Source organism: Microbulbifer sp. ABE4_465, assembly GCF_056160765.1.
The window spans coordinates 66,206-87,861 of record NZ_JBSWXV010000007.1 but is presented as its reverse complement, the minus strand read 5'-3'; the positions used below and the strand labels follow the sequence as shown (position 1 = coordinate 87,861).

Sequence of the window (21,656 nt, the reverse complement as noted above, 5' to 3'; positions counted from 1 at the left end):
ACCGATAAGCCCAAGCCTCTAAACAACCCCGCCAGACCAGTGACTTTCCGGTAAGGAATTCACCCCCAAATAGCGCGCTACATCCCCGAACAATTGGTGGGTTCCGTAGATTCGCTGACCGTTGTTGACGCCATCGCCGCAATTGATGATCCGGCCCATCTGCAGGGCGCCGCCGGCGCCTCCGGCCAGGGTGACTGCACCGGCTGCGCCGCCGTGTTTGGAGCCGTCGCCGACTTCGCTGAACATCACCACCAGGGTGTCATCCAACAGGCCTTTGTTTTCCAGTTGCTGCAGGGTGTAGGCGAGGAGTGAGTGGTACCAGCGAACCTGGGCGGTGTGGGGCACATCGCCGGGACGGTGGGAGGCACTGTGGCTGGCAAATTCGTTATACCAGCGGGTCATGGAGCCGACAGGGCCGCTGCCGTTGCTGTGCTGAACACCCTGACTGATGGCGTCCTGGGCCATCTGCCAGCACTCATCGTAGGAATAATTGACCAGGTTGCCGTTCTCGTCGCCCTTGGAGAGCTGGAGGGTGGCGACGCGGTTCAGGCCACAGGAAAAAGCGCCGACGATATTGTCCACCTGGGCGCGGGCCAGGTGCGGGAACATCTGCCACTCGGTAGGGGACAGGGGGCTGGAGGATGCGTAATAGGGATCGCTCATTACGTTGGTATTAAAACTGCATTCGCCCACCTGGTTGCCGGCCAGGTCCCGCAACCGCTTCAGCGCATTTTCATGCAGGGTGAGTTTATCCCGCTGTGCATTCTCCAGAGTGACATCAGCGAGGCTGTCGAAGTCCTCCAGGATAGCGTCGTAATAGGCCTGCTTGTCGGGATCGTTACCGCCACCGCCGCCATCGGAAATCCCTACCGAAAGTTTTTGCGCGGCATCCGCCGGATCGTTATTCGGAATTGGGCGTGCGCCGGACTCAACATTGCGCGGTTTGGAAATCATGATGTCGGAGCGATTGCCAGTGCGCACGCCGAGGCTCAGCACGCCTTCGCTACCCAACTGCTCGGCAATCAAATGGTCGACACTGGCACTGCCATAGCCGATCTGATTATTGCCGGTAAGAATTCCGCGCATATCGTTGTAGTGGGCACCGGCACCTTCACCAATATCCAGTGTGAGGTTCTGCAACACGATCAACCGATTGTGCCAGGACGACAAAGGCCCCAACCCGAAACTCAGCTCCTGGCTGCCACTGATGCTGCCCGGCCCCTGCTGCGGCACCCAGTTGTATGGGACGACACCATTGGGGTAGTACAGAAACAGCACCCGCTGCGCACTGCCACCCTGCGCAAGTACACGTTGGCCGAGCATACTGCCCGCCAGCGGTAACAGCATGCCCGCCTGCGCCAGATTGCGCAGGAATTTTCTGCGCGACTGGCGGCTGGATTCATTGACCGAGGTAAAACCAAATTGTTTGAAGAGCTTCATTATTGTTATCTCCTAGCGGCGCTGGGTGAAAGCGTCGGACAGAACCAGGGTCCGCAACATATCGCGCATGCCACCGCCATTGCGCAGGTCTTCACTGGTAGTGTGAATGATCACATCGTCACTGGCACCCTCTTCACGCCCAACCACATAGCGGTAGAACTGACGGGCAAAACACGCCTCGCCCTGGTCACTGCCGGCAATCAGGCCCGCCAGTTCCGGCACTGAATAGAAGTCGTAGCTGGGGCTGGTCGGATCCATCACCGTCGCGGGGGTGTACAGACTCTTGATACTGCCGCTGTCGTCAATCTCGCGCTGCTCACCGGTACCGATGGTTTCGATGGTGCGATACAGGGCATCGCTGCCAAAGCGCTCGAAACCGAAGCCGACACCGTCAATAAACTGGTGACAGGCGGCGCAGGCAGGATCGGACGTGTGACGGGCAGTGGCTTCGCGGTTGCTGTCGGTATCTTCAAATACCACATTGAAATCCGCGGCAGCCGGAGGCGGGAACTCCTGGCACATCAGCACTTCGCGCACGTATACGCCGCGCTTGATCGGCGCCGGGTTAACGGTGCTGGTACGGGAGGCGAGGAAGCTGCCGTGGCCGAGCAGACCGCTGCCGCTGCGGGGATCGCCCGCGGGGAAGGTGCGTATGGCCCAGTCGCCGCCGCTCGCATCCAGGCCGTAATGCGCGGCGAGATCGCCGTTGGCCCAGGTGTAGTTGGCAGAGAGCAATTCGCCGAAGGCAGAATTCGAGCGGATGTTCTCCAGTACAAAGCCGACGGTTTCTTCCTTGAACGCCGCCACCAGATTGGTATCGGTGATTGCCGGGAAGGGATACTGATTGTTGATCAGCCAGCCGCTGATAAAGCGGCGCAGACCGCGTTCTGCACGGGGGTCCGCCAGCAGGCGATCCACCTGCGCGGCAATATCGAAGCCCGCTTCGGTGGCGGCCAGCAGCAGCGTGTCATCCGGTGTAGTGGCCCAGAAGGTGTAGGACAGCAGGGTTGCCACTTCGTAATTATCGAGCCGGTAGAGGCCACTCTCGCTGTCCAGCACACCGAGCTCGGAACGATACATAAAGTGCGGTGACATCAGCATCGCCTGCAGTGCCAGGCGGCCATCATCGTCGCTTTGGTAAAGCCCTGCGTAGCGAGAGATTTCTTCGCTCTGCAGCGGTCGGCGGAACAGGCGGAAGCCGAGGGTATCCACCACACACTGCACATCGCCACAACCGCTCACCAGGTTCATGAAACCGGCCTGCGCGATGGCGAGGTCCGCAACCTGCTCGGCCACCATTTCATACCCCAGGGTGCGGTCGTTGTCCGCGGAGAGGTAGGAAGCGGTGTCGAAATTGCGGTAGCGACCGTCGGCGGGTACCGGGCTCATCAGCGAACTGTCGAAATCGATTGCGAAAATATCCCGCACGCTGTTGAGGTATTCCTCGCGAGTGAGCAGGCGCAGGTTGCGCTGATCCAGATTGCTGCCATCGCAGTCGCTGCCACTGCAGCTGCCACTGTCCCAGGCTTCGTCCACAATCAGTCTCGCCACTTCATAGGCACAGGCACCGGCCTCGTCGCCGGTACAACTGGCGGCGGCGTCCATGGGCATAAAGTCTTCGATATATTGCGTCAGCTCGCCCAACTGCCAGTTGGCGCCACTGCCGGCCAGCACCTGGGCAACCGCGCCCTGGCCCTGGTCACCGTGACAGCTTGCACACTGGGCCGCGTAAAAATTCTGCCCCGCCTCGTACTCGTTGGTTGCGCTGGGGAAGAGTGCCACCAGGGAAAGGTCGTGCTGTGGAATCAGCAGCTGCACCTGCGGCAGCGACGGGTCGCTGACGATATAGGGCGCCGCATCGCCGCTCCAACCGCCAAATACAGTTCCCAGTGGCGCATCGTCGGCGTTGACGCTGATCACGGTGCCGATGGCGTAATCGCGCCCGCCGTCCGCCGTGGTGCCGCCGATCACGGAAACCCGCGATGTGTCGCCGCCAACAGGCCCTTCGGGCGTCCAGGGTTCCCAGGCGCCGCCGACAAAGCTCGAGGTCTCGTCGATATCACGCTGGTCTCCGGTCTGCTCACCGTTACCGTTGTTGAAGACCAGGTTAACCTGGCCATTGTGCAGATCTTCCTGCTCAACGGTGTGGGTCCACCAGCCTTCGGCATCAGGCCCGGACATCAACAGTCCCGGCCAATCGGTCAACGGTTGGTCCTGCCCATCGACGGTGGTCCACAGGTGTACCATCACCTGCTCCCAGTTGTTCGGGTTGTCGTAGCGCACGCGAATACCATCAAAGCCTTCTGCCAGTGTCAGCAGCTTCGTGAATTCACCCAGGGTCGCCCGCACAACGACTTCACCGGTTCCCGTGCGCGTCACCAGGCCACTTGGATCCACCGTGGCGGGGCCACTTTCGATCGACCAACTGACCTGTCCGAAAATATTTTCCCGTGTGCCATCTGCCCGAAGTCCCACCGCAACCAGCTGGCGGCTGCTTTCCAGAGACTGCCCCTGGGGCGCAATTTCCAGTCCGGTAATGGCGGTATCAATAGAGGTTACCGCGATGGTCAGCTGGCTGCTGAAACCGCCCTGCTGCACCGTGACAATGGCAGACCCGGTATTGCCGGCGCGCAGTACAAAGTCATCGTCACCCACCGATTCCACAGCGAGCACATTGCTATTACTGGTACTTACGCTCGGCGCATTGGGTACCGGCGCGGTAAATCCGTTGTCGTAGAGGGAGTAAACCTCCACGGCCAGCGCATCGCCACCATTCAGGCGATCGCTGTCCGTATCCAGTTGAATCCCCACCTGCTGCAGGCCGGTACCATCGATCCATTCGCGAAACAGCGCTTCTGCCACCGGGTTCGTATAGCGGGTGCCTTTGGGCATGCGGTTGTTATCGGTGGTCTGGTAGATGTACACCAGGCTGTTGGCGTGGTCGAACGGGCGCAAGCGGGCGGCACCGCCGGTGGTTTCCACGTTCACGATACGCATGTCCGCGAGCGGGGTGTCGTAGCGCAGATCCATAAAGCCACTGGCATGACAGTGGGAACAGTTGGTTTCAAGATATGTGCGCGCGCGCTCATCGAGATCGGCACTGGTATCCGCTGCATTCACGAAGGCGTTGTGGCTATCGGCGCTGCCGATGTCTGCCGACAACAGCGCGATGGTGTTGAACACATCCAGCTGATTGGCCACCGAGGTTTCGGTCTCGCCGTACTGGAATTCCCGATTGAATTGACGGGTGTGCACCGCCAGGGGCTCGCGACTGCCACTTCCGATGTGGCAGGATCCGCAGTCAGCGGCTGACTGCACGGCCCGCTGGCGGTTTTCAATGCCGCCGTCCATCACTGTGAGGGTTTCGGTTACAAGGTCAGCGTCGGTGCCGGCGCTGTTCCAGTAATAGTTAGCCGCCTGCCACTTACCGGTGTCCTGGCGGAACAGGACGGAGGTGGTAAAAGGTTGTTGCGGATTGTCCACGGTGGCGACGCTCTGGTGTTTTACCAGCACGGTACCCACAGGCAGATCCCACTGACTTGTCGCAGCAAAGTCGATCTGCTGGTCGTTCGGCACCGCAATAAAATGCCGCAGTGCCGCACCGTCGAACCACCCTTCGGTATTCAGGGCATATTCGATAACGCCGCTTACCGGCTCCAGGGCTTCAAGATCTGCGAACAGGCCGGTCTCGGAGAGCTTCGCCGGGATGACCGCCGCTTCCGCATCGTCGTCCACGATTTTGTAAATAGTGGACTGACCGCCGTACTCCACACCGTAGGTGGAAACCAGCAGCGTATCGCCACTCAGGTCGGTACCGAAGGAGGCGATATTCTCCGGGAAGGCATCGCTGATCAGTTCTTTGGCTTCGCCATCCACGATGGACCAGATGCGCTTGGTGACGTAATCGCCAAACACAAAGTTTCCGCTGAGACCCGGCAGAGCGTCTCCGCGATACACCACACCGCCGATAATCGAATAACCGGTGGGGTGGGCATAACCATCCCGCGGTGGCTCGAAATCGGTACTGCAGTTTTTACCGGGATCACCACCGAGATCACCGCGGTTGTTGGTGCCTTCACACACCGGCCAGCCGTAGTTTTTGCCTTTTTCGATCAGGTTTACTTCTTCAAATCCCGCCTGGCCGACTTCCGTCTCCCACAGGGTGTAGGGCGCTTCGGTATCGAAACTCCAGCGCCAGGGATTGCGGTGGCCGTAAGACCAGATTTCTTCGCGGAAACCCGGCACGCCCACAAAAGGATTGTCCGCGGGGATTTCGTAGTACTTGCCGTTAACCGCCTGTTCTAGAGGCTTGATGCGAATAAACGTACCCAGCAGGTTATCGGTTTCCTGGGCGCCGTTATTGGTCCGCGGATCTTCCGGATAGCTCATGGTGGCGCTGTGACCGTAGGCGCCGTCACCGATACTCAGGTACAGATAATTGTCTTCCGGGTGGAACTGCATCATGCCACCCTTGTGGTCCGGCCCGCGCTGGGGAACCCGCAGAATTTCCGTGCGTGAAGAAGCCAGCGCCTGAGACGGATCGTTGGGGTTGTCTAGGGTCCAGCGTTCGAGAATCGCGTCACCGTAACTGCCATCCGGTGCGCGCTCATTATCATCGGTACCGTGAATGTAATAGATGTAGATATGACCATTGCTGGCAAAGCCCGGGTCAAAGGCCATGCTCAGCAGTCCCTGTTCGTGGTAGTTCCGTACCTCGCCGTTGATATTCAACAGCTCGCGAATTTCACCGGGCGCCACATCTTCGCGATTGGGGAATGCGAAAATGGTGCCGGTTTTGTCCACCACATACAGCAGGTCATTGATGCCGTCCGGAATCACCATCACCGGAGACATAAACTGCCCCTGCAGGTTCGGGTAGGCCACCTCGAAGCGGTAGTTGCCTCCGGAGACATTGCCGCTGATCGGGAAGTTCAGCGGCTGCGCCAGTAGCGGACGGGTACTCGGGGGCAGGTCATCGGTGGGCTCTTCATCTAAACCGCAGCTCGCCGCGGGCTGCCACTGGGCATCGACATAGCAGGGATCGCCGCTGTATTGCAGATCCGCAGTCTGCGCACCGCCATTGTCATTGAAAATGACATTCAGTGAATCCGGCATGGCGCCGTTGTTCAGCTGCGCGGTGAAGTCGTAACAGTAATTACCATCGACCTCACTCATACCGACCCCGGGCCAACCGGGCAGGTCGTTGACGCTGCCGCCGGGTGCCGGATTCCAGAAATAGATATGGGGCGCCGCATAGTTCTGCGGGTTGTCAAAACAGATGCTGGTTGCCGTGCCGGCGGGTGGGGGCTCGGTGATTTCGCTTACGGTAATGGCCTTGCTGTCGTCATCGAAAGTGATGCGATAGTGGCCATTCTCCACCTGGTAGTCAGCCCCCGGATACGCTTCATCCCAGTTCTGGTAGTGACTGATTTTGAAGCGCGGATTGGCGTCGTCGAAGGTTTGCTCGGTAACCCAGACACCTTCGGTGGCATCATAAGTCATCGCTGTGGTACCCCAGTCATTGGGGGTACCGCGGAACCAGGCTTCAGACCAGGTTTGCGCCGAGGCGCTCAAAGGGAGGAGCAGAATCAGCGCAGCAGCAAGGCGCAGGAATACAGCAGCAACGGAGTGTGGCACTCCGGTGTTCACAGGGGCAGAAATCATCGCTAACTCCGGGAATTATTTTTATCCGGAAAACCATCATATTATTTAAATACGTGGCCTTTATTATTTAATCGCCGACAACCTCTCAGCGCTATTCGTGTGCAAAAACACTTTGGCACAGCCTCAAGTTACGCCATTACACGGTGATTACCTCCCCCCTCCCCGGGGGCGTAGTACCGAAATGCGCCATCGCGGGTCACCCAAACACCAGCCAAAAAAAAGCCGGTATCAGTTTCCTGATACCGGCAAGCCTTTCGACGAGAAAGAGAAGTTCGGGTCCTACCTGACCCAGGGGGTGCCAGAATCCCCGCTATTGCGGGAACATCAAGGTGACTCACTGACGCTGCATCGACAAATACGCATTAGCGTGCGCTGACCTCTGTAGACGCCACAGGGCCCAGTAGAAGCGTGTCAAATTCGGTATCCAGCGTAATAGTGCCATTTTCGACGGTAGCTTCCACGCCGGAGTAGTAATCTTTGACCAGGGTACCGTCCACAAATACCGCACCGGTATCCACAGATTTTTTACCCACCGGCATATCCAGTGCGACCATGACACGGTCATCGTCCAGGGTGCGGGAGAAAATATACGGCGCTTCGCTCAGCTGCTGGTGCACACCGGCCCCCACCGCCAGATGAGACTGACGGAACTGGCCAAGCTTCTGCCAGTGATCCAGGATCTCGCTGGTTTGCGCCCGCTCAATACTGCTCCAGTCCATGGGTACACGCATGGAGGCATCGCCGTAGGCCTGTTCGTCAATCATCGGGCGGGCAATTTCGTCGCCGTAATAGATTTGCGCCGCACCGGGAGCCAGCATCAGTTTCAACGCTGCGCTTTTCACCTGCTTGCGCTCGCGGTCGAACGAGTGGTGATCGTCGTGAGAGCCAAGGTAGTTCAGTACTGATACGCCCTGCAGTTCGCCGCCATGCAGGATGCTGGAGTACTCACTGAAGATCGTTTCCATATCGTCGGCGGCGTGGGCGGCAAAGCCCATGTTGATCAGACTGTCGAAGCCGTAGCTGAAGAAATCCACCTTGCGGTCGCCAAAGTCATACAGGCGGCCGTCACTGCTGGCGAAGTCTTTAACTCCGTAGTGGTAAACCTCGCCCACCATAAAGAAGCTGCGGTCATCCAGCTTTTCCTGTGGGTTGTTCGCCTTCCACTCTTCCAGAGCGAGGCTGGCCTCTTTCTTCAACAGAGCCCAGATTTCCGGCTCGACGTGTTTTACGGTATCAACACGGAAGCCATCCACACCGTATTCACGTACCCAGTCGGTCAGCCATTTTACGATGTAGTATTTCGGTGCCCGCGGGTAACCGGTGCGCTCGAAAAAGGCGTCCAGCTCCGCCACTTCCTGGTCTAGGCGACCTTCGCGCTGCCACTTCTCAGTAAGCTGCGGCGGCAGCGCTACCGGCGTTTCGCTCTCGGTCAGAATATCCGGCAGGTTATCCGTGAGTGCGCACTGTACGTTCTGGGCAAAGCTGCTCCAGTCACACTGGGGATTGGTGCGCACCCAGTCCGACGGCCACAGGGGGTCTTTACTGGTCACCGGGCCGGTGTGATTGATGATGACATCCAGCAGAATGCGTACACCCTTACTGCGAGCAACCCGGATCAGTTCTGCCAGTTCTTCCTCGGTACCGAAGTTTTCATCCACGTTGGTCCAGTCTTTGGGCCAGTAACCGTGGAAGGCATAAGTGCGTTTGTCGCCCTCATCGAAGCCGTGCACATTCTCGATGATCGGCGACATCCAGATGGCATCCACACCCAGATTGGTGAAGTAACCCTCTTCCAGCTTCTGGATCACACCGCGCAGGTCGCCACCATGGAAACCACGCAGGTGGGCCGCGTCATTTTCACGGCCATAGGACAGATCATTTTCCGGGTTGCCGTTGTGAAAACGGTCCGGAAGCATGAAATAGATAGTGGCGTTATTCCAGAATGGGTCCGCGGCTGTCTGCTTCACCTCGGTCAGGGCGGGTGCAGACTGCGACGCCGAAGAAACCTTTGATTCAACAGCGGTATCGGCCGCCGGGTTGGCCCCGCCGTCCGAGCAGGCGGTAACTGTCAGGGCCGCAGCGGAAATCAGCGCGGCCAGTGCGTTCATTTTTCTCATTATCTTCTCTCCGTCGTTATCGAACGGTCATCACTGCAGCCTACTGTACCCGCCTCACCCCCGGTTTCATCCTCCCGGGGTGGGGCGTAGATGAAAAAAGCAGCGGCCGGTGATAGTCTTGACTACCCGTCCGCGGGGCCGCCCAGATGCCCTGATCCCCCAATATCAGGGCGCCAATAACAATGGGGCGGAGCGTCTGCGTTGGAGAAGAATACCGATTGCGCAGAGAGAGAACTTAGGGAAACAGATTTCTAATTTGAAGGAGTGAACATGCAGGAAAAACCTGTCGTATTCGTAGTCGTAGACCCCAACGATGACCGCCATGTCGCCCTGGAGCGCGCCCTGGCCACCGCCCGCGAACGCAATCCGCAGCCCAAACTGGCGGTCTTCGTAGCCGTGGATGGCGAAGCCGTCGACACCCGTGCGGTGAACGACCACCTGTTCCGCGACGAATTCTGGTTCCGCGACCAGATTCGCAAGCCCATCGAAGAGGCGGGCGTGGAGTTCGAGATCAACGTCTGCTGGTCCAGTGACTGGCAAGGCGCGATCATTCAAGAATCCAAGCGCTACAACGCGGAAATGATCTATCTGCCGGTACACGCCCGCACCAGCAGTCGCCGCTTCACCTTCGCCGAATCCAAATGGCAGGTACTGAAGCAGGCCAAGTGCCCGGTGGTACTGATCCGCCCGGGCGCCAAGGATCGCCGCAAAGTGGTACTGGCCACCGTCAATTACCAGGCCCAGACCACCCAGCAGCGCCAGCTCAACCGCCAGATCACCGAGCGCTCCAGCTACATTGCCGAGGTGTACGGTGCCGAGCTGCACCTGGTGAATGCCTACCTGGACTCCATGCTCTACCCGGACCGCGGCGCCCTGGCCAAGCTGGCCGACAAAACCGGCGTACCCACCGACCGTATCCATGTGAAGCAGGGATATACCAATGAAGTGGTCGCGGAAATCGCCAAAGAGATCGACGCCGATCTGGTGGTGATGGGCACCCTGAACCAGTACGGCGAGACCGGCTCACTGCTGCGCGGCAATACCGCCGAGCGGGTGATTGGCTCTGTGGAAACGGATGTGATGGTGTGTAACGCGTTTACGACCACCGCGCACTGATTGCCTTTCCTTCTGGGCCCCGCGCTCGCGGGGCCTTGTATTTCCCCCTCCTCCCCAATCCAGGCTGACGCACCCTTTCTCCGAACATTGGATACTGTCACTCGCACCAGATCTCGAGAGACATAACAATGCACAAGAAACTCAGTTTGGCCACACCTTTGGTATTCGCAATTCTATCCTCGCTTGCCAGCGCATCTTCCGCTCCAACCGCTACAAAACCTGCGTCCACAGCACAACCCAATGTTCACGTCATGCCAGCCATCGAGATGAGCACGCTGCAGCGGGAACGCAACTACCGCGTTTACCTTCCAGAAGGCTACGAAGACTCCGGCAAGCGGTATCCGGTACTGTATATGCACGACGGGCAGAATCTGTTCGACGATGCCACCGCCTACTCGGGGGAGTGGGGTGTGGACGAGACCCTGAACCGGCTGTCCGACCAATGCGGCCTGGATCTGATTGTGGTGGGTATCGACAACGGCGGCGAGCACCGCATGACCGAACTCAATCCCTACGACAACGAGCGCTTCGGCCCCGGCGAAGGCAACGCCTACGTGGATTTCCTGGTAAAGGAACTGAAGCCGCAAATAGATCGCACATACCGCACACAGCCAGACCGAGAACAAACCGCCGTTATGGGCAGTTCCATGGGCGGACTGATTTCCAACCATGCCATCAATCGCTATCCGGATATCTTCGGCATGGCCGGCATCTTCTCCCCTTCCTACTGGATAGCGCCGGAAATGTTTGCCGCTACCGAGAAAAACCCGCGCCTGAAAGAGACTCGCACTTACCTGCTAACCGGTGAGCTGGAGGGCGAGGAAATGAGTGCCGGGCACCACAAAATGCAGGCGCTGCTAGAGAATAACGTTCCTGTTACTCAGTGGTATGCGGAGCTGGATCCGCGCGGGGAACACAATGAAGCGTTCTGGCGTGGTGAGTTTCCGCGCGCGGTAACCTGGCTGTTTGATGCGCAATGTGAACTCTAATAAACCCTCCCCCTGCGCCACAACGGGCACACGCCACCTCGCTGGAAGCAGGTGGCGGGCACTGGAAAGATCAGTTCAAACCGGAAAGAAATTGCTCGTGAGAAGGGAACTGTTTAATCGTGCCCTGTATTAAGGTCTTCAAACTTTTCATCAAATCGGCCAACTGCCCCTCTGTTAGAGCACCCGCCAAAGGGTGAAAGTCTTCCGGTAGTATTCCCTGCCCTATCATCACCTGCTGCCAGGCAACTTCGGTGAACAAGTCCTCGTGGTCCCGGAAAATTTTTCCGGTAGACCGGAACAGTTCCATTTTTTCCTGCAGGCTATCGGGTACCGACATTTCTTCACAATAACGCCAGAAATCACTGTCACGACGCTGGTTGGCCTTGTAGTGCAAAATGATAAAATCGCGGATGCGCTCCATTTCTACCCGCGACTGGCGATTGAATTCGGCGATATCTTCATCGCGAATACCGCGATGGGGAAAGCATTTGATCAGTCGTGTCGCCGCCGACTGCACCAAGTGTATTGATGTACTCTCTAGTGGTTCGAGAAAACCGCTGGCGAGCCCCAGGCTCACCACATTTTTGCACCACTGCTCCCGGCGGTGTCCGGTTTTGAACGGGATGATCCGCGGCTCCGCCAGTGGTTCCCCCGGCAAGTTTGACAGCAACACCTCCCGCGCTTGCTCATCGCTCCAGTGATCACCGGAAAAGACCAGCCCATTTCCGGTACGGTGCTGCAGCGGTATCTGCCACTGCCAGCCGCAGGCATGGGCAATGGAACGCGTATAGGGCACGATGGGTTGCGCCGATTGGCTCGGTACCGCTATGGCGCGATTACAGGGCAACCATTGGCTCCATGACTCATACTCGGCCCCCATAACCTTTTCGATCAGCAGAGCCGTGAACCCTGAGCAGTCAACAAATAGATCGCCGTGAACCCGAGCACCATTTTCCAGCTGCAAAGCCTCAATAAAGCCACTTTCACTATTTCTCAGAACATCGCCGACCTTTCCCTCAACGCGCTCTACCCCATTCGTCTCGCAATAGCGACGCAGGAATTTCGCATAGAGCCCCGCATCGAAGTGATACGCGTAGGAAACTCCGGGAAGGTTAGTGTTAGGAATTTTCGCCAGCGGGGCAAACCGATTCTGTAGCGCCGTCTGATAGTTCAGGGAGTAATCCCACAGCGAAGAGGTATCCCCTTGGGAGCGCGTACGGAGCCAGTAATTATAGAAGTCGCAAAAAGGAAAATCCTTCCCGATACTCCCAAAGGCGTGCATATAGCTCGCGCCTTTTCGGGACCAGTTTTCGAACTGAATTCCAAGCTTGATTGTACCTTTGGTTGCCCGAAGAAACTCCCGCTCCTCCAGGCCCAGAGCGCGATTGAAATTTTGAATCGGTGGGATGGTCGCCTCTCCAACCCCAACAGTGCCGATCTGGTCCGACTCCACCAGTACAATATCCAGCGTATTGCGCATACTGCGCGCCAGTAACGCTGCTGTCATCCAACCGGCGGTACCGCCGCCGAGAATAACGAGTCTTTTTATTATTTTCTGATTCACGGTTTATTCCTAAAGCTTTGCTTTATTGAGTGACCGCCTTCCCTGCTAGAAATAAAAAAGCCCCTGCAATCGAAATTACAGGGGCTTTCCAGACAACTCAGTGACGCTTACAGCTCGTAGCTGAAGCCCAGTAGGTAGGTCTTACCATAGCTCTGGTAGTCACGTACCTGGAGGGCGTTGTCACCGCTCAGCGTGGTGAACGGCTCGTCGGTCAGGTTCTGCCCCTGCAGGAATACAGACAGACCGTCGAGGCCGCTGATGTTGGACTCGGAGAAGTCATAGCCGATCTGTGCGTCGACAATGGTTTCGCCCACCACATCTACCTGCACGCTGTCGAAGCCAACACCGTACACTTCGCCTTTAAAGTCATCACGCTTACGCATGCTGACACGCGCAGACAAGCCGCGGTTGTCGTAGTAAGCGGTCATGGTCTGAATACTTTCAGACAGGCCGGGCAGTTCGTATTCGTTACCGTTGGGATCTTCCACATCGGACGACAGGCCGGTGTGGCTCGCCAGCAGACCAAAACCGTCCAGGCTCTCGTGGAACATATTGAACGGCAGAGTCGCTGCCAGCTCGTAGCCCTGCAGAGTACCGCCACCGCCATTAACCATGCCGTAGGCAGTCGCGGTAGAGTTCTCAGGAATCTCGCCAGTGGCCGGATCAGCTACACCAGAGAAATCCACTTCATAGTTACCGTCGAAGTGCCACTGCTTCAGGTCTTTCCAGAACACGGCGACAGAGAAGTAACCCTCTTCACTGAAGTAGTTCTCGTAGGACAGGTCGACACCCACCGCTTCCTTCGGCTCCAGCAGCGGGTTACCACCGCTGATGCTCCAGTTGTTGCCATTGGCATCGGGAGTCTGGTTGTAGCCTACTTCGACAGACGCGTTCATCTGGTCCATGCGTGCGCGGGAAAGGGTTTTCGCGGCACCGAAGCGCAGAGTTTGGGAATCGGTCAGCTCCAGAGCCAGGTTCAGACTGGGCAGGAAGTGTCCGTAGTCGTGGCTCAGATCTGTGGCTTCCGCTACCACCAGACCATCGATCACCTGGCCACCAAAACCTTCAGACTGCTGCTCGGTATAAACGTAGCGCGCACCCAGATTACCAGTCAGCGCCAGGCCTGCCACTTCACTTTCGAAGTTCGCCTGAGCAAATGCAGAGGTTACGGTTTCGGCAACGCTGTACGACTTGGTCAGATGCTGGATGCCGGTAAGGGATTCGTCGGTCAGGTCGTAGTAACCATCGCGCAGCATCGCCGCTGCGTCATAGGCGATCATGTCACCCATTCCGATGAAGTCGAGAGACGCACTGCCCAGACGGTACTCTTCCGGCACAATCAGAGTGCTGTTTTCAGTGGTGCCATCGAAGTTTGCCAGGGTCATGTAGTAACCCTCGGAACGCTTCACCTTCTCGCGGTCGCGGTAGGACACACCGTAGGAAATCTCGTTTACCGGGCCCAGTTCAACCAGCTGGGTGGCAGCCAGCTTCAGCTGCGTCAATTCATCGTCAATTTCCGGTGCGTTCAGGAAGCCGTCCTGAGCAGCGTTTTCGTAATCAGTACCCGCCAGGTTGTACTTGTCGTTCAGCGCCGCGCTCCAGCCCCAGGTCAGCGGACCGCCGAGCTGAATCAGGTCAAAGTCGCTGTAATCCAGTTCGTGAGTGAACTGCGCACCGGTGTTACCCGGACGGAAGGTGTAGCCCAGATTATCAGCAACACCTTCGCTGTCACCACGGCCGGTACCGGAGTAGCTTTCAAAGCTCCAGATCTCACGCTCAACCTTAGAGTGGCTCGCATCGAGTTCCAGCTGGAGTGTATCGGTAAACTCGTACTTGGTGTTTACACCAAAGGAGTTCATTTCAGCCTTGCGGGATTCCAGGTCGTTGCGCACCACAACACGCTGACCGTCAGTATTGGCGCTGGTCAGGAAACCGGAAGCCGGGTCTGCATCGGCGAAGTCGGCAGAGAGACTGCCCTGACCCCAGGCAAACGGGATTTCAATACCGCGCAGAATGCGCTCATCTTCGAAGTCTACGTAGAGCGCATCGAAAGTAGTGTGCAGTTTTTCATTTGGCTGCAGCTCAACCACCAGCATGGCGCTGTCGCGATCGAGTACGGAGGAACGCACAAAAGGCTTGGCCCCGCCGAGGATGGAGTAGTTCTCACCATCAACTTCAAACTCCGGGTAGCCCCAGGCGTTCCAGCGCTCTTCCTGGCTCGGAGAGCTCATGGTGTTATAGGCAAACGCCACACCAACGGTGTCATCAGCGAACTGGTCGATATAGGAGAAGGTCGCGCGCTGGCCCTGGTCTTCACCGTCCGGGTTCAGCTTACCGAAGCTGGTCTGCTCCATCTGGGCATTAAACTGGATGGTACGCTCGCCGCGCTCCAGAGGCTTGACGGTCTGCATATCGATAACACCGGCAATACCTTCCGCTTCCAGGCTTGCTTGCGGGGTCTTGTACACGGTTACGCCAGCCATGATTTCCGACGGGTACAGGTCAAACTCCACACCGCGGTTATCGCCGATGGATACCTGCTCGCGGCCATTGAAGGTGGTGGCGCTCTCGTTTTCACCAAATCCACGAATGGATACCTTGCTGGCACGGCCGTCCAGACGCTGGGCCGCCAGGCCCGGCAGGCGGGAAAGAGATTCGGCAATAGAGGAATCCGGCAGCTTGCCAATGTCTTCGGCAGAGATTGCCTCGACAACGCCTTTGGCATCGCGCTTGGTGCCGATGGAATCCTGCAGACTTTTGCGGAAACCGGTAACGGTGATTTCTTCCAGGCTGGTGCTGGCATCTTCCTGGGCGAATACGCCTACGGAGGTCACGGACGCGGCAATGGCTGCAGACAGCAATGCCGGCCGGAATCGTTTGTTAGTCAGACTCATCATCTTCTCCCTTGGACTTATCGTTATGGTGAGTAATGCCATCCTAGGCTTACCCGAAGTCCTTATCCTCCACCCCCAAGGGGGGAGGAGGGGGGAGAAGTTGGGGCCGGCGGAGGAGTAGAGGGATAGGAGGGCCGGCCCAGGTCACCATCAGGTGAAAGATTATACGGGCTGAGCAAAGTTTGTTCAGCCCTAATTGATGCGGGAATAAGAGAAAACCCGGCGGTCAGCGCTCCAGCCAGGCCGCAGCGCCGACCAGCGCGGGGTAACCGGCCTTCAATACCTCAACACGCACCCCCTGTAACCAGTCTCCGAGGCGGCCTTTGGTAGTGAAGCGCTGCTCAAATTCACTTTCCGGCAGCAGGGACTCGATCCTTGGCAGCACGCCACCGCCAAGGAAGACGCCACCGCGGGCCACATAGTAGAGGGCCGCGTCTCCTGCGGCGCTGCCAAGGAAATTGAGGAAGTCGACCAGGGTTTCCCGACACAGGGGGTCGGAACCATCCAGACCGCGGCCGCTCACGTCCGGCGGGGTTAACTCTTCGGCCTGGCGGCCGTGCAGGGCGGCGACCGCGCGGTAAAGATTCACCAGGCCGCCACCACTGAGCACATACTCGTTGTACACCGGCATCTGATCCCGGGCCAGGATGCGCAACAACTCCAGCTCGCGCTCGCTGCCCGCAGACAGGTTGGCATGGCCACCTTCCCCAGGAACCACGCGGTACTTACCCGCCTCGCTCACCAGCGCCGCCACTCCGAGGCCGGTACCAGGGCCGACGACCACCATAGGTCCGCCCGCCTGTGCCGGCACATCTCGCAGGGCCCACTTGTCTTCTTCCTGCAGGCGCGGCAGGGACAGCGCCAGCGCGGCGAAATCATTCACCACCAGAGCGCGATCAAGGGAGAAGCGCTTGCACAGCTCCTCCGCGCGAATGTCCCAGCCCAGATTGGTCATGGTTACGCGACCGCCTTCGGGGGTCTTTTCCACCGGCCCCGCCACAGCGACGCATGCTTCGCTGGGGCGCGCCTGGTCCAGCCCTTCGAGCCACTCCCCCATCGCGCTATAGAAGTCGTCAAATTTGGCACAGTTCACCACATGAATGGCTTCCAGCCGGTAACCGCCCTGATGCGGGTGGGCGATGGCGAAGCGGGCATTGGTGCCGCCGATGTCCGCAACGATTCTGGTCATGAGGCTTTCCTTTAATAGATTCCTTGATTGGGCAGGACTTACCGCCCCAAAAATGGCGCTATAAGGTAATGATTTGCCGGCAAAAACTCCAGCCCTCGATAGCGTAGTAGAGACAAATATGAGGGGATGAGGCGCCAGCGGGATCATGCAGCCCCTGGGCATGGCGTTCGGGCAGATCTGGGGGAAAAAGCCCGGCAGGTAAATCCTGCCGGCCCTACCAATGTCGGAAGGTCGACGAGAAACGTCCCTTCAACGGGAAAAGAGAGATGATTCGAGCCCGAGGCTGGCGTTCCGCCTGCGACACCGACGGCCTGTGGCGTCACACCGATAGAGGACGGCAACAAAGGACGGCAACCGGGAACCCGATAGATTGAGTGTGCTCGGCGGCCGCCGAATCCGTCGCCCCACTTTGAAAAAATCCCCAAACTGGGCAGTGTCACTTTGCCAGAATAGACAAACCGGGATGGCCCCGCGGCGGGATAGGGGCCGCGCACGCTCCTCCCCCGGGGGGAATTCTCATATACTCCCCCCCTATAAAACCCATAAAAACATAACAACAACTACAAGAACTCTCCGGCGATGTCTCAATGAAACAATACATCTTCAATATCCACGACGTGGTCCTATTGATGACGGCAGCAGAGTGCCTGCTGCTGGCGGTGTTCCAGTCCATTCTGCCCACACGCGCCCGTCACGATGGCCGACTGCTGACGGCGTTCCTGCTGGTGATTGCGATCGCATCCGGCTGCACCCTGCTGCTGTGGAACGACCAGTTTACGGTTGCCCCCTGGTTTGAGCAGAGCGCGCTACCCTATCTGCTGTTTGCAACTCTGCTTCTGAAAGGCCCGGCGATCTATCTCTATGTCTGCTCGCTGACCCGCCCGAAGCTGAACTTCACCCCGAGAATGACGATCCACCTGGCACCAGCCCTGCTCGCACTACTGTGTATTGCGATTTTCGGGATAACCAGCAGTGACCTGCGCAATGCGCACAATCTGGATCAGGCCCTGCCCGCCACGTTTATCGAGCTGATCTGGGACCTGGCCTCACTGGTACCCTTCGTCTACGCGGTGGCCGCGCTACTCCAGCTGCGCCGCTATCGCCATGCACTGAAAGACGAGTACTCGCACTACTCCGAAGTGGAACTGAATTGGCTATCGGCACTGGTATGGGGAGTCTGCATCGCCTGGGCCTGGACCATGGTGGTGCACGTGGTGGCGAAGTTCTCCAGCGAAATAGTTGCGGACTATATGGGCATCGCCGACAACTACCTGTCGTTTATCCTCATCAACGCATTCTTTGCCTACAGCCTGACCTACGCGCACCAGCTGCTGGTCACCCAGCCCAAGGAAGAGACGCCTGCAGTAACGGCAGAAGAGGAACCCTCAGAGCCCGCCATCGAGAAGGTTCGAAACGCCATGGAGAGCGATAAGATTTTCCTCAAGAAAAATCTGAACCTGGAACAGTTTTCCGAGCGAATCGATCTGCCCGCCAAAGAGGTCTCAGCGGTGATCAACAAGCACTTCGGCACCAATTTTTTCGAATACGTGAACAGCTACCGGGTGGAAGCCGCCAAGGCATTGCTGTCCGATCCGGAAAAAGCCGATATGACGGTGCTGGACGTACTGCTGGAGTCTGGCTTTAACAGCAAGTCGGCATTCCACCGCTTTTTCAGCCGATTGGTAGGTATGTCTCCCACCGAGTTTCGGAAGCAGGCGCTTGCCGCCCGCACCCCCTCCCGACCGTCTGCTAGTGGTCCATGCGGAAAGTTCGGTAACTAAGGAGCACAGCCAAAGTCTTCAGATCAAGGCGAGAAAGCGCAGGAATAGTGGTTCTATTTCAAGCTTTCTCAACGCAGAGCTGGGCACTTTGGCGAAGCGAACAGTTACACAACTTTCCGCATGGACCACTAGCTGAGTACCGGGCGTGCCTCCCCAGTCCGGTCGCCGGGGTTGGAAAAGTGGCGACCGGGGTAAGTGGCAGGGTGCGATTACCCGCAGTGGATATCCGCACTGGTCTGGGATGCGATACGTACATTGTGCACGGTCATATCCAGCGCGCCTGCGGTGCGCACATAAAATGGCGAAAGCACCATATCCATTTTCGCTCCGCCGTTGGCGAGGCATTGAAGATCAACGCTGATGGTGCGCCATTCACCCGGTGCCGCACTGTTCAGGACATCGGTAATCGACTGTTCCGCACCGCAGTCCTGACCACAGAATACGCCGAGATTGACCGCACTGCTGGGTGCGCCGTCGACTTTCACATCAAACACCAGCGCACCCTGATTCTCCAGATAGCCCGTGAGATCGGTACGGCTATTGGCAAAGAACCCGGCTACCGCATTGCCCTCACCGGTCCACTGCAGACGGCGACTGTCTTCCTGCACGTTGCGATCGACGGACTGCACGCTAATTCCCTGTAATTTCGACACACTGCTGGCGATCACCGTCTGATTATTGCCGGCATCGGTTACCTGCAGGCTCCAGGGGTCCAGTGCGCGGCCATTGAATACCGCCAGAGCCTCATTGCCATGGGAAAGCTCCAGCCCGCTCTTCTCCGATAGCGCGGCAAGCTGCACGGATTGGCCGTAGTCGAGGCCATAACCGTATTTAAATTGCGCCAGTGCTTCGTTTTCCCCGCGGTTGCGCACCGTAGGCAGCGCGCTATCGGGCCAGGAGAAGGTCAGCTGGCCTTTAAAATCGTGATTCACTTCGCCCTTGCCATCCCGAAGAATGACATCGGCAACACCGGCACCTTCCGTGCCCGGCTGCCAGATCACAACAAACCCATCGGACGCATTGATCTCGGGGTTTACCCACAGTGGACGACCAGTAATAAACAGCGACACGACCGGAATACCCTGTGCCTTCAACCGCTGTATCAACGCCAGATCCGCGTCCCCGGGGTAATCCAGATTCGACACGTCGCCCTGCATCTCCGCATAGGGGTCTTCACCGAAAACCACGATGGCGACGTCCGGCTTTTCCGTATAGTGGCCATCAACGGCGAGCTCCGCGACACCACCGGCACTCGCTACCGCCTCGGCAATGCCTCCAAAAATAGAGGTGGCGCCGGGAAAATCGCTGTTCTCGTTGCCGGTCCCCTGCCAGGTGATACTCCAGCCACCAGCCTGTTTACCGATATTATCGGCTCCGTCACCGGCAACCAGAATCCGCTGGTTTCTCTGCAGGGGCAGCAGCCCGTCGTTGTTCTTCAGCAGTACCAGAGACTCGCGCACTGTCTGGCGGGCAATGGCCCGGTGCGCCGGCGCGCCGATCAGGGATTCATCCGCGGCGTAGGCCCGGGTGGATGGAGCACCGGCATCAAACAGGCCCGCTCGCAGTTTTACCCGCAGAATCCGCCGTACCGCATCGTTCAGGCGTTGAGCTGTGATTTCCCCACTCTTGGCCTGTGCCACGGTGTTGGCATACAGCGTTTTCCAGCTGGGGTCCGGCGCCATAAACATGTCCAGACCGGCATTCACCGCCTGTGGACAACTTACATTGGAACACCCATTTACAAACTGGTGCCCGGCCCAGTCCCCCACCACAAAGCCATCGAAACCCAGGCGTTCTTTCAGCACACCGGTGAGCAGGTATTTATGCCCGTGTAGCTTTTCCCCATTCCAGCTGCTGAAGGATGCCATCACCGTCTGCACACCGGATTCGATGGCAGAAAAGTAGCCCTGGGCGTGGATTTCGATAAGCTCCGCTTCGGACATGATGGCATCGCCACGGTCGATGCCATTTTCAGTACCACCGTCGGCGATAAAGTGTTTGGCTGTGCTCACTACCCGCTTGGGCGCAAACAGCTCATCGCTACCGGGCCTGCCCTGCAGGCCCTCCACCAGCCGCCCACTGTAGCTGCGCACGATCTGCGGGTCTTCTGAATAGGACTCGTAGCTACGCCCCCAGCGGTCATCCCGGGTGACCGCCAGTGTGGGCGCAAAGACCCAGTCTATTCCGGTAGCCGAGACTTCCGCTGCGGTAACCGCTCCAACCTGGCGCATCAACTCGGGGTTTTGCGTGGCGCCCAGACCGATGTTGTGAGGAAACAGCGTCGCACCAATGACATTGTTGTGGCCGTGTACTGCATCGGTGCCCCAGATAATCGGGATGGCGACACCGCCGTCACTGGTATCCATGGAGGCCGCATAAAAGGCATCCGCCAGTGCCACCCAATCGGCCACTCTCGCGTGTTTGTCGTTATTCGGGAAGGCGCCGCCGCCATTGAGAATGGAGCCCAGGTGGTAAGCTCGGACCTCTTCCGGGGTTACATTTTTGATCTCCGCCTGGATCATCTGCCCGACTTTCTCCTCCACCGACATCCGGCTCAGAAGGTCGTCGATTCGCGCTTCGATAGCCGGGTCTTTGGCAATACCCGAAGTGAGTGACGGCCAGACGGCGGCCTGTGCACCCCCATATTTCCCCCCGGTTTTTGCCGCACCTGCCTCGGTCAATTTCTTCTCACCGCAGCCCGAGAGCACTGCCCCGGCCACCAGTGCGGAGATGACCCCCAGCAAAATTCGCTTTTTCATCACCGTGCTACTCCTATTCCCAGGTTCCCACTTGTTTTTGTTGTGCCATCTTTGACGTAAGCACCGGGCAGCCATACTCACAGGCAGGAGCACCCGGTTATTCCAGGCTTCTTTGTACGGAATCCAGGGAAAGGGATCGTCCC

Annotated in this window: 10 protein-coding genes; 3 read left to right on the top strand and 7 right to left on the bottom strand. The window is 58.1% G+C overall.

The annotated features are described in order from the left end of the window. Positions 1–18: 18 nt before the first annotated feature. The 3 genes from ACXAG1_RS12380 to ACXAG1_RS12370 all read right to left on the bottom strand — a co-directional run bounded on the left by ACXAG1_RS12380 (position 19) and on the right by ACXAG1_RS12370 (position 9,221). The gene (locus tag ACXAG1_RS12380) at positions 19–1,440 is read right to left on the bottom strand and encodes a DUF1552 domain-containing protein (RefSeq protein ID WP_475119861.1); all 1,422 of its coding nucleotides are present in this window, start codon (positions 1,438–1,440) and stop codon (positions 19–21) included. Positions 1,441–1,452: 12 nt separating this feature from the next. Then, a complete protein-coding gene (locus tag ACXAG1_RS12375) occupies positions 1,453–7,104 on the bottom strand; it encodes a PQQ-dependent sugar dehydrogenase (protein WP_475119860.1) in 5,652 nt (1,883 codons plus the stop codon). A gap of 362 nt (positions 7,105–7,466) precedes the next feature. Then, positions 7,467–9,221, bottom strand: coding sequence for an alpha-amylase family glycosyl hydrolase (locus ACXAG1_RS12370; RefSeq protein ID WP_475119859.1), 1,755 nt, complete (start codon positions 9,219–9,221; stop codon positions 7,467–7,469). 270 nt (positions 9,222–9,491) lie between these two features. On the opposite strand from ACXAG1_RS12370, the gene ACXAG1_RS12365 reads away from it, so the two are divergent. Together ACXAG1_RS12365 and ACXAG1_RS12360 are read left to right on the top strand one after the other, a co-directional pair. Further along, positions 9,492–10,337 (top strand): universal stress protein, encoded by an 846-nt coding sequence (locus ACXAG1_RS12365; RefSeq protein ID WP_475119858.1) that lies wholly within the window; start codon positions 9,492–9,494, stop codon positions 10,335–10,337. Positions 10,338–10,588: 251 nt separating this feature from the next. Next, a complete protein-coding gene (locus ACXAG1_RS12360; RefSeq protein ID WP_475119857.1) occupies positions 10,589–11,326 on the top strand; it encodes an alpha/beta hydrolase in 738 nt (245 codons plus the stop codon). Between the two features lie 70 nt (positions 11,327–11,396). Here the strand turns inward: ACXAG1_RS12360 and ACXAG1_RS12355 are convergent, their stop codons facing one another. The 3 genes from ACXAG1_RS12355 to glk form a co-directional block, all read right to left on the bottom strand. Beyond that, complete coding sequence (locus ACXAG1_RS12355; protein WP_475119856.1) at positions 11,397–12,890, bottom strand: tryptophan halogenase family protein; 1,494 nt, start codon at positions 12,888–12,890, stop codon at positions 11,397–11,399. A gap of 107 nt (positions 12,891–12,997) precedes the next feature. Then, a complete protein-coding gene (locus tag ACXAG1_RS12350; protein WP_475119855.1) occupies positions 12,998–15,784 on the bottom strand; it encodes a TonB-dependent receptor in 2,787 nt (928 codons plus the stop codon). Positions 15,785–16,010: 226 nt separating this feature from the next. Beyond that, positions 16,011–16,973 carry a glucokinase gene (gene glk, locus ACXAG1_RS12345; protein ID WP_475090819.1) on the bottom strand — a complete coding sequence of 321 codons (963 nt, stop codon included), beginning with the start codon at positions 16,971–16,973 and terminating at the stop codon, positions 16,011–16,013. Between the two features lie 587 nt (positions 16,974–17,560). Here glk and ACXAG1_RS12340 point away from each other — a divergent pair. Then, positions 17,561–18,754: a helix-turn-helix domain-containing protein gene (locus ACXAG1_RS12340; RefSeq protein WP_475090820.1), complete on the top strand. Its 1,194-nt coding sequence runs from the start codon at positions 17,561–17,563 to the stop codon at positions 18,752–18,754. 209 nt (positions 18,755–18,963) lie between these two features. On the opposite strand, the gene ACXAG1_RS12335 is transcribed toward ACXAG1_RS12340, so the two are convergent. Continuing rightward, on the bottom strand, positions 18,964–21,513 hold the full coding sequence (locus tag ACXAG1_RS12335; protein ID WP_475119854.1) for a glycoside hydrolase family 3 protein: 2,550 nt from the start codon (positions 21,511–21,513) through the stop codon (positions 18,964–18,966). Between the last annotated feature and the right edge of the window lie 143 nt (positions 21,514–21,656).